The following is a 12,417-nucleotide window of genomic DNA, read 5'->3' on the forward strand; positions in this document are numbered from 1 at the left end:
TGGCCGATGCAGGCGCTATGCGGAGCCGGATGGCGCTTGTGCTTATCCGGCCTGCTGGAGCGGAGATTACTTTTTGGCCTGGCGCGTCATGACGGTACGGTAGACCTTAAAGCGGCCGGTCTGGGCGATCACTTCGTGGAAGCCGAAGGTTTCGTCCAGCACTTTCGGGTACGCCAGGAAGGCGTTCGCGACAATACGCAGCTCGCCGCCGCTGTTCAGATGACGGGTTGCGCCGCGGATCAGCGTTTGCGCCGCTTCCAGGCTGGTCTCCATGCCGTCGTGGAACGGCGGGTTGGAGATAATCATGTCGAAGCGACCGGTGACGTCGGAGAAGACGTTGCTGGCAATCACCTCGCCTTCAATGCCGTTTGCGGCAAGCGTTGCGCGGCTGGCTTCAACAGCCGGGGCGCTCACGTCACAGAGGGTTAAGCGCACTTTGGGTGAATGGCTGGCGAGCACGGTAGAGAGCACGCCCGCGCCGCAGCCCACGTCCAGCACTTTGCCTTTGGTGTGCGGCGTCAGGGTGGAGAGCAGCAGCTTGCTGCCCGTATCCAGCGCGTCGCGGCTGAATACGCCCGGCAGGGTTTTGATGGTCAGGCCGTCAAGCTGGTACTCGTCCCAGTATGCCTGTGGATCGAACGTTGTCTGTTTTTCCAGACGGCCATGATACAGACCACAGCGGCGTGCGCTGTCGACTTTATTCAGCGGCGCGTAGCCTTCCAGCATCTGTTCAGCGCTACGCACGCCGCTGCGGTTCTCACCCACCACGAAAATATCGCAGCCGACCGGCAGCAGGGAGAGCAGGTTCATCAGCTGGAACTGGGCTTCAGGCTTGTTCTTCGGCCAGTAGTAGATCAGCGTATCGCAGTCGGCGATATCGCTCTGCTCCGCCACCAGGCTAAAGCGCGCGCGCTCGCCCATCTGGCGGCTCAGCACCTGCCAGTGGTGGTAGTATTGGGTGTGGGCACGGCTTTCAGCACAGTCGAAACGCGCAGGCAGGTCATCCTGCATATCTCCGGCAAACAGAATACGGCTTTCTTCGAAATCATCACTGTGACGCAGCAAGACTTCACTTGCCGGGGTAAATGCAGACATGAATTGTTCCTCAATAAACTCAGGCGGGGATTATAGTAGGTAGATGGCGCACTTTCGACACATTTGCTATATTTGCGCGCCTGAGAGACAGGAGTTTTCCCTATGACATCCCGACGAGACTGGCAGTTGCAGCAGCTGGGCATTACCCAGTGGGCTTTGCGTCGCCCGACGGCGTTGCAGGGCGAAATCGCCATTTCCATCCCTGCGCACGTACGCCTGGTGATGGTGGCGGAAGAACTGCCTGCCCTGAATGAACCCCTGATCGATGATGTCCTTCGCAGCCTGAAGATGACGGCCGACCAGGTTTTACAGCTGACGCCAGAGCGTGTCGCGATGCTTCCTCCTGATAGCCGCTGTAACAGCTGGCGTATCGGAGAGACAAACGAGATCCCCCTCCAGGGGAGCCAGATCTGCTCGCCAGCGCTGGACGAACTGAAAGCCAACCCAAAAGCGCGCAGCGCGCTATGGCAACAAATCTGCGAATATGAACACGATTTCTTCCCTCACGACGCCTGACCTGACCACAGCGTTTGCGATTGAAACACGCGCCCACGCCTTTCCGTGGAGCGAAAAAACCTTCGCCAGCAATCAGGGCGAACGGTATCTGAACTACCGTCTGGATGTTGACGGCACCATGGCCGCCTTCGCGATCACGCAGGTTGTTCTTGATGAAGCGACGCTGTTTAATATTGCGGTTGATCCCGCGTTCCAGCGCCGTGGGCTGGGAAGAGAACTGCTCGAGCACCTCATCCGTGAGCTCGAAACCCGTGACGTTTTCACCCTGTGGCTGGAGGTGCGCGCGTCGAATGTCGCCGCCATCGCACTCTATGAAAGCTTAGGCTTTAACGAGGCGACAGTCCGCCGTAACTACTACCCCACCGCAGAGGGACGTGAAGACGCCATCATAATGGCTCTGCCGATTGGATAACGAATATAAGGTTGTAACGATGAAATGGGACTGGATTTTCTTTGATGCCGACGAAACGCTGTTTACGTTTGACTCGTTCGGCGGCCTGCAGCGGATGTTTCTCGACTATAGCGTGACCTTCACCGCTGAAGATTTTCAGGACTATCAGGCGGTAAACAAGCCGCTGTGGGTGGATTACCAGAACGGTGCCATCACCGCGTTACAGCTTCAGCACCAGCGTTTTGACGTCTGGGCGGAACGCTTAAAGGTCAGTCCGGGAACGCTGAACGATGCCTTCCTGAACGCGATGGCCGATATCTGTGCGCCACTGCCGGGTGCGGTTTCCCTGCTGAATGCGTTGAAAGGCAAGGTCAAACTGGGGATCATCACCAACGGTTTTACTGCCCTGCAGCAGATCCGCCTCGAGCGTACCGGCCTGCGCGATCATTTCGACGCGCTGGTGATCTCCGAAGAGGTGGGCGTACCTAAACCGGATCCGCGTATTTTCGACTACGCGCTGGCCCAGGCCGGTCATCCTGACCGCGATCGCGTCCTGATGGTGGGTGATACGGCAGAGTCAGATATCCTGGGCGGCATGAAGTCAGGTTTGTCGACCGTCTGGCTCAACGCGCATGGCCGCGTGAAGCCTGAAGGCATCGAGCCGACCTGGACCGTGACGTCGTTGAACGAACTGGAGCAACTCCTGTGTAAACAATGATTGCCTGCCCCCCATTGATGGGTAAAATAGCCGCAATTTTGTATTCCATGATGCGTGGCGTGCTGCCGCGCTTATAAAAGAAGATTTAATTATGACGTTGTCTCCTTATCTGCAAGAGGTGGCCAAGCGCCGCACTTTTGCCATTATCTCGCACCCGGATGCCGGTAAAACGACCATCACTGAGAAGGTGTTGCTGTTCGGACAGGCGATCCAGACTGCCGGTACCGTTAAAGGCCGTGGCTCCAGCCAGCATGCAAAATCTGACTGGATGGAGATGGAAAAGCAGCGTGGTATTTCGATTACCACCTCCGTGATGCAGTTCCCGTATCACGACTGCCTCGTGAACCTGCTGGACACCCCGGGCCACGAAGACTTCTCCGAAGATACCTACCGTACCCTGACGGCGGTGGACTGCTGTCTGATGGTGATCGACGCCGCGAAAGGTGTAGAAGACCGGACCCGTAAGCTGATGGAAGTCACCCGTCTGCGCGATACGCCGATCCTCACCTTTATGAACAAACTCGACCGTGACATCCGTGACCCGATGGAGGTGATGGACGAAGTGGAAAGCGAGCTGAAAATCGCCTGTGCGCCAATCACCTGGCCAATTGGCTGCGGTAAGCTGTTCAAAGGGGTGTATCACCTCTATAAAGACGAAACCTACCTGTATCAGACCGGTAAAGGCCACACCATTCAGGAAGTTCGCGTGGTGAAAGGTCTGGATAACCCTGAGCTGGACGCGGCAGTCGGCGAAGAGCTGGCCGCGCAGCTGCGCGACGAGCTGGAGCTGGTGAAGGGGGCGTCTCACGAGTTCGATAAAGAGCTGTTCCTGAGCGGTGAAATCACCCCGGTCTTCTTCGGTACCGCGCTGGGTAACTTCGGCGTTGACCACATGCTGGACGGTCTGGTGGAGTGGGCGCCGCGTCCGATGCCGCGTAAAACCGACACCCGTGAAGTGGAAGCGAAGGAAGAGAAATTCACCGGCTTCGTGTTCAAAATTCAGGCCAACATGGACCCGAAACACCGCGACCGCGTGGCCTTTATGCGCGTGGTGTCCGGTAAGTATGAAAAGGGCATGAAGCTGCGCCAGGTGCGTACCGGTAAAGACGTGGTGATCTCCGATGCGCTGACCTTTATGGCGGGCGACCGTTCGCACGTTGAAGAGGCGTATCCGGGCGACATCATCGGTCTGCACAACCACGGCACGATTCAGATCGGCGATACCTTCACCCAGGGTGAAATGATGAAGTTCACCGGTATTCCGAACTTCGCACCGGAGCTGTTCCGTCGTATTCGTCTGCGCGATCCGCTGAAGCAGAAACAGCTGCTGAAAGGCCTGGTTCAGCTCTCCGAAGAGGGCGCCGTGCAGGTGTTCCGCCCAATCGCGAACAACGACCTGATCGTGGGTGCGGTCGGCGTGCTGCAGTTCGACGTGGTTGTTGCGCGTCTGAAGAGCGAGTACAACGTGGAAGCGATTTACGAGTCTGTGAACGTCGCGACCGCGCGCTGGGTTGAGTGTTCTGACGTGAAGAAATTCGAAGAATTTAAGCGTAAGAACGAAATTCAGCTGGCGCTGGATGGCGGCGATAACCTGACCTATATCGCGCCAACCATGGTGAACCTGAACCTGACGCAGGAACGTTACCCTGACGTTCAGTTCCGTAAAACCCGCGAGCACTAATCCCCTCTCAGAGCACGGCTGCCGCCGTGCTCTTCTTTAATTCCTGTCTTATTAATCCCTTGCGGAATGTTCTTAATTCAACGCAATTTCACGCTATTCGCGCGTTTTTTACCCAATTCTGAAAGCGGCTCTGTGAGAGTGATCTATATTTAACTCAGTGTTTAACACCGGGCGTGGATAAATTAACTGTTCAATGCATGACTTTAGGTTATCCATTTTGCCCGTGTGTTTATTCGCAATATATAAAACTACTAAGGAAGTATGTAGCCCGAATAACGGGTAAACACAGGAATAGATCGATGAATATGACAAGACTGAAGATTTCGAAAACTCTGCTGGCTGTAACCCTGGGTAGCGTTCTGATGAGCGGTTCCGCTCTGGCGGAAAGCAGCACAATGGATAAAGCCCAGTCCACGGCCGATACCGCAGGGCAAAAAATCGATAGCTCTATGAATAAAGTCGGCAACTTCATGGACGACAGCTCAATCACAGCAAAAGTGAAAGCCGCACTGGTGGATGATGAAGCCATCAAAAGTACCGATATTTCCGTTAAGACCGACAAGAAAGTGGTCACGCTGAGCGGCTTCGTGGAAAGCCAGGCTCAGGCCGAACAGGCGGTGAAAGTCGCGAAAGGCGTTGAAGGCGTTGCGTCCGTCAGCGATAAGCTGCACGTACGTGACGGTAAAAACGCGTCGGTGAAAGGTTATGCCGGTGATGCAGCCACCACCAGCGAAATCAAAGCTAAACTTTTAGCAGATGACATCGTGCCGTCCCGCAAGGTGAAAGTGGAAACCACCGATGGTGTGGTTCAGCTCTCCGGTACGGTAGATTCGCAGGCGCAAAGTGAACGCGCCGAGTCCATCGCGAAAGCGATTGACGGTGTGAAAAGCGTTAAAAACGATCTGAAAACGAAGTAAATCTGGACCATTCGCCCGTCTGGTTAAAACCTGCGGGCGAAATAAGAACGACTCTGGAAAAACGCCGGTGAGTGACCTGAGCGCTCACGTTTAGCGGCCGACATTAACTATGGTAAAGGAGAAGCTTATGTTTCGTTGGGGCATTATATTTCTGGTTATCGCGTTAATTGCCGCCGCATTGGGCTTTGGTGGACTGGCAGGTACAGCGGCATGGGCAGCTAAAATTGTCTTCGTTGTGGGTATTATTCTGTTCCTGGTCAGCCTGTTTACGGGTCGTAGACGTCCGTAGCAAACGCAATATTCCTTCAACAAAAAAAAGCCAGTCACTGTGACTGGCTTTTTCTTATTTGCGTAACAGGTCGGGTGCGTTACTGTGGTGTTATAAAATAATCAAAACAGGAAAGCAGAGGTGGGGCAACGAATTCCCGTTACGCTCGGCAATATTGCGCCGCTGACGTTAAAGCCGTTTCGCGCAGGACAACTCGCACTGGTTTGCGAGGGGGGAGGGCAGCGCGGCATTTTCACCGCCGGCGTGCTGGATGAATTTATGCGCGCGCAGTTCAACCCGTTTGACCTTTACTTCGGCACCTCTGCCGGGGCGCAGAACCTCTCTGCCTATGTGTGTAACCAGCCCGGCTACGCGCGAAAGGTCATCATGCGCTACACCACGGCGAAAGAATTTTTTAATCCGGTGCGCTTTGTGCGCGGCGGCAACCTGATCGATCTTGACTGGCTGCTGGAATCGACCTCCAGCCAGATGCCGCTGGCCATGGATACCGCTGCCCGTCTGTTTGATAGCGGCAAAGAGTTCTGGATGTGCGCCAGCCGGGGCGATGACTATTCGCCGGGCTATTTTTCTCCTCAGAAGGAGAACTGGCTGGACATCATCCGCGCCTCCAGCGCGATCCCCGGCTTTTATCGTACCGGTGCCCTGCTGGACGGCATTAGCTATCTGGACGGGGGGATCAGTGACGCGGTGCCGGTGCAGGAAGCCGCCCGGCGCGGGGCGAAAACCATTGTGGTGATCCGTACCGTACCGTCGCAAATGTATTACACGCCCCAGTGGTTCAAACGGATGGAGCGCTGGTTGGGCGACAGCAGCCTGCAGCCGCTGGTGAACATCGCGAAGCAGCATGAAACCACCTACGGCGCGATGCAGCGCTTCATTGAAAAACCGCCGGGCAAGCTGCGTATTTTTGAAATCTATCCGCCTAAGCCGCTGCTGAGCATGGCCCTGGGCAGCCGCGTCCCTGCGCTGCGCATGGATTACAAAACGGGGCGGCTGTGCGGGCGCTATTTCCTGGCGACGGTGGGGAAAATGCTGGCGGAGCAACCGCCGCTTCATCGCCATAAACGCATTATTTTGCCGCCTGCGATTGTCGCCAACGACGCCCTGACGATGCCGCTGGTGGATATTCCGCAGGCGAATGACGCTTTACTGGATAACGAGGATCTGGCGTGACGCTCCGCTTTGTCGATACCCACTGCCACTTTGATTTTCCGCCATTTACGGGGGATGAAGCGCAAAGCATAGCGAAAGCAGCTGAGGCAGGGGTTCAGGCCATCATTGTGCCGGCAGTGGAAGCGGCCTATTTTTCCCGGGTGTTGGATCTTTCCATGCGGCACCCAGCGCTCTATGCCGCGCTCGGCCTGCATCCGATTGTGATTGAGCGGCATCTTGATGAGCACATTGAGAGGCTTGATGAGGTCGTGCAGACCGCAGGAAACAAACTTGTCGCCATCGGTGAGATCGGCCTCGATCTTTATCGTGAGGATCCGCAGTTTGAGCGCCAGCAGACGATCCTCGACGCGCAGCTCAGGCTGGCGAAGCGCCACGATCTGCCGGTGATCCTCCACTCAAGACGCACGCACGATAAGCTGGCGATGCACCTGAAACGCATCGATCTGCCGCGAAAGGGGGTCGTGCACGGTTTCTCCGGCAGCCTGCAGCAGGCGCAGCGTTTTATTGAACTGGGCTATAAAATCGGCGTCGGTGGCACCATCACCTATCCGCGCGCCAGTAAAACCCGGGACGTGATGGCACAGCTGCCGCTGTCGGCGCTTCTGCTGGAAACCGACGCGCCGGATATGCCGCTGAATGGTTTTCAGGGCCAGCCGAATCGCCCGGAACAGGCGGCGCGCGTGTTCACCACCCTGTGTGAACTGCGAAAAGAGCCTGAAGAGGTGATTGCCGATGCGCTGCTGGAAAATACCCGTTCGGTATTTGGCATCACGCTATAGGTAAAGTGCCGGACGAATCACCGTTATCTTCTGTTTTTCCAGCGCCCGCGCCAGCGGTTCAACGTCCTCGGGCGTGGCGCTGCGCCATGAGGCCGCCTCACCGTAAACGCCCTGCGCATGAAACGCGTTGATGCGTACCGGAACATTTCCAAGCCCGTGGATAAAGGTCGTTAGCGGTTTGAGATGTTCCAGATAATCACACTGCTCCGGAATCACCAGCAGGCGGAGTTCCGTCAAACGGTGACGATCTGCCAGCCAGCGGATGCTCTGCTTAATCTGTGGGTTTTCGCGTCCGGTCAGGAAACGGTGATGCTCGTTCCCCCACGCCTTCAGATCCAGCATTGCGCCATCCAGTACCGGCAGCAGCTTTTGCCAGCCGGTTTCGCTTAACAGACCGTTGCTGTCTACCAGGCAGGTGAGGTGACGCAGGGCGGGATCGGCTTTGATCGTGGTGAACAGAGCAATCAAAAACGGCAATTGCGTTGTGGCTTCGCCGCCGCTGACGGTGATCCCTTCGATAAACGGTGCGGATTTGCGGACCTGAGTGAGGATCTCTTCCACGCTGAAGCGGTGCGCCATAGGCGTTGCCTGCAGCTGGCACAGGTGCAGGCAGGTGTCGCACTGCTGGCAGTCACTCTCCTGCCACCAGACGCGTCCGGCCTGAATCGTCAGCGCGTCGTGCGGGCAGTGGGGCACGCAGTCCCCGCAGTCGTTGCAGCGGCCGATCGTCCACGGGTTGTGGCAGGTTTTACAGCGCAGGTTGCAGCCCTGCAGGAACAGCGCCAGGCGGCTGCCCGGCCCGTCCACGCAGGAAAAAGGAATGACCTGACTAACTAAAGCGCATCTGCTGTTCATGGCTAACCACGCGCGGCTGACGTTCCAGAATACGGGTATTGCGTGCGGCCTCTTCCCCCAGCCACGTGGTATTGGTGCGCGATCCGGCTTCCCGGTATTTCTCCAGATCCGACAAGCGAACCATGTAGCCGGTCACGCGGACCAGATCGTTACCCGCTACGTTGGCGGTAAATTCACGCATACCGGCCCTGAACGCGCCCAGGCAAAGCTGAACCACCGCCTGCGGGTTGCGTTTGACCGTCTCCTCCAGGGTGAGAATATCGCTGATTCCGGAGTGATAGTGTTTGTGATGCGGCGCAACGGCCAGCAGATGGCTGATGGGATCCGGCTCGTCGCCGTAAGGCAGGCGCGCGCCCGGCGTGGTGCCCGAATCGGAACTGACCCCCGACTGCGCGTGAAGCATCGCGCGAAGCTTCCAGCCGTGCTTCACCGGCGTGCTTTCAACGAACGCTGCAAGCTGTTCGCTGATGCGATAGCCCAGCGCGTTGGCCTGTTCATCCTTTCCGTAGCGTCCCGCTATTCCTGCTTTCTCACAGAGCGCGTTTACCGCTTCCGCCAGGCCGTACATGCCAAACATGGGTACAAACCGTTCCGCATCAATCAGCCCCTCTTTTACCAGGAAGCTATTCTCAAAGAAGCCAGATTGCTCGTAAAGGAAACCGCAGCGTGCATCGATGATGGCAATTTGCTGCTGGCAGTAGTGCGGGAGCGTGCGGGTGAAGAAGTCGTCAATGGATGCGCTGCGTTCAGCAATGGCTTTGAGGTTAAGGCGCACCAGGGTGCTGCCACCGCCTGCAAGCGGCAGGGAGTTGTAACAGCTCACCACACCATAACGGCCTTTTGTGAAAATTTTATCATTCATCGGGCCATTAGAAATATGCGGTTTGCTGCATTCACAAATGTTTTTCGCCACCTCAAGCAGCAAATCATCTGGGGTGATATCGGGATCGTAGATAAAGGTCAGGTTCGGCGCGACCTGCTTCAGCTCTGCATCGGCACGCAGAATGGCGCGCGTGACTGGCGTATCTTCAGGCCCGATGTTTGCGTGCATAAACGCATCCGGCAGCGTACGGTCGAGATAGCGCCAGAAACGTTTTATTCGGCTATCGATCTCTTCTTGTGTTAGAATTCTAACATATGGGGTCAATATCGCATCAAGCTGACCGAGATAGACCGGCATCGATGTGACGGACGGAACATGATGGTAGAGGATGGTTAACAGCGAGAGGGCGTCGTCGAGATCTTTCGCGCCTTCCAGCTCCAGCCACGCTGAACCGTTAGCCAGAAATTTTGCGTAATCCGGCAGAACGTAACGGGGTTTGTAAGGCGAATGGCCTTCGAACATGTCGCAGATAAACCCTTCGTCCAGTGCGGCTCGTGCGGCCTCAGGAAGTGCCAGGTAAGGCAGGTTGTTTTCCGCTTCCAGCGCCAGAAAATGACGTTTTTGTTCCGGGGTTAACACCGGGCTTGTGACAATGTGCTGGCAACGTTGTTGCAGGGCGTCGGGGCTGGAGTGGGGCATAGTCGCTTCCTTGAGTGTTCTGCGGATGATGAACGGATTGTAGGAAGCCAGCCTGTCGGGGCTTTTGATCCGACAGGGGGTATCGCTGCTTTAGTCGGCAATTTACGCGCTAAAGTTTGAAGAAGATCTCATTACAGTAATGCAAATTTGTATGCAGTTTTCATTAACTGTGATGAATGTCGAAGTGTGGATGCGGGTGAATGTTAGAATACTCACAGACCCGCAAGGTAAAATTTATACGGCACTGCCGTTGGAGAATGTTATGACCGATTTAACTGCAAGCAGCCTGCGCGCGTTGAAACTGATGGACCTGACCACCCTGAACGATGACGACACCAATGAAAAAGTCATCGCCCTGTGCCATCAGGCGAAAACGCCGGTGGGTAACACCGCAGCCATCTGTATCTACCCGCGCTTTATCCCGATTGCCCGTAAGACGCTGAAAGAGCAGGGTACGCCGGACGTGCGCATTGCAACCGTAACTAACTTCCCGCATGGCAACGACGATATCGAGATCGCGCTGGCAGAAACCCGCGCGGCGATTGCTTACGGCGCAGACGAAGTTGACGTGGTGTTCCCGTACCGCGCGCTGATCGCCGGCAACGAGCAGGTCGGTTTTGACCTGGTGAAAGCCTGTAAAGACGCGTGCGCGGCGGCAAACGTGCTGCTGAAAGTGATCATCGAAACCGGCGAGCTGAAAGAAGAGGCGCTGATTCGTAAGGCATCTGAAATCTCCATCAAAGCCGGTGCGGATTTCATTAAAACCTCTACCGGTAAAGTGCCGGTGAATGCGACCCCGGAAAGCGCGCGCATCATGATGGAAGTGATCCGCGACATGGGCGTATCCAAAACCGTTGGTTTCAAACCTGCGGGCGGCGTGCGTACCGCTGAAGACGCGCAGCAGTTCCTGGCGATTGCCGACGAACTGTTTGGCGCCGACTGGGCCGATTCCCGCCACTACCGCTTCGGTGCGTCCAGCCTGCTGGCCAGCCTGCTGAAAGCGCTGGGTCACGGCGACGGTAAGAGCGCAAGCAGCTACTGATTGCCAGACAATGCCGGATGACGCTTTGCTCATCCGGTCGACAGGATCGTAGGGCGGGTAAGCGTAGCGCCACCCGCCACAACTCCCCCGATTCCGCATGGAGGTTACCGTGTTTCTCGCACAAGAAATTATTCGTAAAAAACGTGATGGTCATGCATTAAGCGATGAAGAGATCCGCTTCTTCATCAACGGCATTCGTGATAACACCGTCTCAGAAGGGCAGATTGCGGCTCTGGCGATGACCATTTTCTTCCACGATATGTCGATGCCTGAGCGCGTGTCGCTGACCATGGCGATGCGAGATTCAGGAACCGTTCTGGACTGGAAAAGCCTCAACCTTAACGGCCCGATCGTGGATAAACACTCCACCGGCGGCGTGGGTGACGTGACGTCTCTGATGCTCGGCCCAATGGTGGCAGCCTGCGGCGGTTACATCCCGATGATCTCCGGGCGCGGCCTGGGCCACACCGGCGGTACGCTCGACAAACTGGAAGCCATTCCGGGCTTCGATATCTTCCCGGATGACAATCGCTTCCGCGACATTATTAAAGACGTTGGTGTGGCGATTATCGGCCAGACCAGCTCTCTTGCTCCTGCAGACAAGCGTTTCTACGCCACCCGCGACATCACCGCGACCGTTGACTCCATCCCGCTGATCACCGCCTCTATCCTGGCGAAAAAACTGGCAGAAGGGCTGGACGCGCTGGTGATGGACGTGAAGGTGGGCAGCGGCGCCTTTATGCCGACCTATGAACTTTCTGCTGCGCTCGCGGAAGCGATCGTTGGCGTATCCAACGGCGCGGGCGTGCGCACCACCGCGCTGCTCACCGACATGAACCAGGTGCTGGCGTCCAGCGCCGGTAACGCCGTCGAAGTGCGTGAAGCGGTGCAGTTCCTGACTGGTGAATACCGCAACCCGCGTCTGTTCGACGTCACCATGGCGCTGTGCGTTGAGATGTTAATCTCCGGCAAGCTGGCCAAAGACGACGCAGAAGCCCGCGCGAAACTGCAGGCGGTGCTGGATAACGGCAAAGCGGCGGATATTTTCGGCCGCATGGTTGCAGCCCAGAAAGGCCCGACCGATTTCGTCGAAAACTACGCGAAATACCTGCCAACCGCGACGCTTAGCAAAGCGGTGTATGCCGATAGCGAAGGGTATGTCTCTGCAATGGACACCCGTGCGCTGGGTATGGCGGTGGTCTCGATGGGCGGCGGCCGTCGTCAGGCGTCAGACACCATTGATTACAGCGTCGGCTTTACCGATATGGCCCGTCTGGGCGACAGCGTTGACGGTCAACGTCCGCTGGCGGTGATCCACGCGAAAGACGAAGCCAGCTGGCAGGAAGCGGCTAAAGCGGTGAAAGCGGCAATTACGCTTGACGATAAAGCGCCGGAAACCACACCGACTGTCTATCGCCGTATCACCTAATAGCGGTATA

13 protein-coding genes are annotated in these 12,417 nt (G+C 56.6%); 10 read left to right on the forward strand and 3 right to left on the reverse strand.

Annotation, left to right across the window (positions count from 1 at the left end):
• Positions 1-66: 66 nt before the first annotated feature.
• Positions 67-1,095, reverse strand: coding sequence for a 16S rRNA (guanine(1207)-N(2))-methyltransferase RsmC (gene rsmC, locus HB664_RS06330; protein WP_029740018.1), 1,029 nt, complete (start codon positions 1,093-1,095; stop codon positions 67-69).
• A gap of 102 nt (positions 1,096-1,197) precedes the next feature.
• Here rsmC and HB664_RS06335 point away from each other — a divergent pair, with 102 nt between their 5' ends.
• From HB664_RS06335 to HB664_RS06370, 8 genes are all read left to right on the forward strand, one after another.
• A complete protein-coding gene (locus tag HB664_RS06335) occupies positions 1,198-1,611 on the forward strand; it encodes a DNA polymerase III subunit psi (RefSeq protein WP_033144572.1) in 414 nt (137 codons plus the stop codon).
• Entirely contained in the window at positions 1,580-2,023 is a 444-nt protein-coding gene (gene rimI / locus HB664_RS06340; protein ID WP_063441028.1) for a ribosomal protein S18-alanine N-acetyltransferase, read from the forward strand. The genes HB664_RS06335 and rimI overlap by 32 nt, the downstream gene beginning before the upstream one ends.
• 19 nt (positions 2,024-2,042) lie before the next feature.
• Positions 2,043-2,720 carry a pyrimidine 5'-nucleotidase gene (gene yjjG / locus HB664_RS06345; protein WP_039260913.1) on the forward strand — a complete coding sequence of 226 codons (678 nt, stop codon included), beginning with the start codon at positions 2,043-2,045 and terminating at the stop codon, positions 2,718-2,720.
• Between the two features lie 91 nt (positions 2,721-2,811).
• Positions 2,812-4,401 carry a peptide chain release factor 3 gene (gene prfC / locus HB664_RS06350; RefSeq protein WP_087823447.1) on the forward strand — a complete coding sequence of 530 codons (1,590 nt, stop codon included), beginning with the start codon at positions 2,812-2,814 and terminating at the stop codon, positions 4,399-4,401.
• A 299-nt stretch (positions 4,402-4,700) separates the two neighbouring features.
• Positions 4,701-5,318, forward strand: a complete 618-nt coding sequence (gene osmY, locus HB664_RS06355; protein WP_069303640.1) for a molecular chaperone OsmY — start codon at positions 4,701-4,703, stop codon at positions 5,316-5,318.
• Positions 5,319-5,445: 127 nt separating this feature from the next.
• Positions 5,446-5,607, forward strand: coding sequence for a DUF1328 domain-containing protein (locus HB664_RS06360; RefSeq protein WP_003856556.1), 162 nt, complete (start codon positions 5,446-5,448; stop codon positions 5,605-5,607).
• 120 nt (positions 5,608-5,727) lie between these two features.
• On the forward strand, positions 5,728-6,780 hold the full coding sequence (locus HB664_RS06365; protein ID WP_048979045.1) for a patatin family protein: 1,053 nt from the start codon (positions 5,728-5,730) through the stop codon (positions 6,778-6,780).
• Positions 6,777-7,559, forward strand: a complete 783-nt coding sequence (locus HB664_RS06370; protein ID WP_219940503.1) for a TatD family hydrolase — start codon at positions 6,777-6,779, stop codon at positions 7,557-7,559. Before HB664_RS06365 ends, HB664_RS06370 begins: the two co-directional genes overlap by 4 nt.
• On the opposite strand, the gene HB664_RS06375 is transcribed toward HB664_RS06370, so the two are convergent.
• On the reverse strand, positions 7,554-8,414 hold the full coding sequence (locus tag HB664_RS06375; protein WP_219940504.1) for a YjjW family glycine radical enzyme activase: 861 nt from the start codon (positions 8,412-8,414) through the stop codon (positions 7,554-7,556). The two genes, HB664_RS06370 and HB664_RS06375, sit on opposite strands and share 6 nt — an antisense overlap.
• Positions 8,389-9,936 (reverse strand): YjjI family glycine radical enzyme, encoded by a 1,548-nt coding sequence (locus HB664_RS06380; protein WP_219940505.1) that lies wholly within the window; start codon positions 9,934-9,936, stop codon positions 8,389-8,391. Before HB664_RS06380 ends, HB664_RS06375 begins: the two co-directional genes overlap by 26 nt.
• Before the next feature lie 262 nt (positions 9,937-10,198).
• Between HB664_RS06380 and deoC the strand changes: the two genes are divergently transcribed.
• Together deoC and deoA are read left to right on the forward strand one after the other, a co-directional pair.
• On the forward strand, positions 10,199-10,978 hold the full coding sequence (deoC, locus tag HB664_RS06385; RefSeq protein WP_023310320.1) for a deoxyribose-phosphate aldolase: 780 nt from the start codon (positions 10,199-10,201) through the stop codon (positions 10,976-10,978).
• Positions 10,979-11,087: 109 nt separating this feature from the next.
• On the forward strand, positions 11,088-12,407 hold the full coding sequence (deoA, locus tag HB664_RS06390; RefSeq protein ID WP_219940506.1) for a thymidine phosphorylase: 1,320 nt from the start codon (positions 11,088-11,090) through the stop codon (positions 12,405-12,407).
• The last annotated feature ends 10 nt before the right edge of the window (positions 12,408-12,417 follow it).

The organism is Enterobacter sp. DNB-S2 (genome assembly GCF_019443845.1).
GTDB classification, from domain to species: Bacteria; Pseudomonadota; Gammaproteobacteria; order Enterobacterales; family Enterobacteriaceae; genus Enterobacter; species Enterobacter asburiae_B.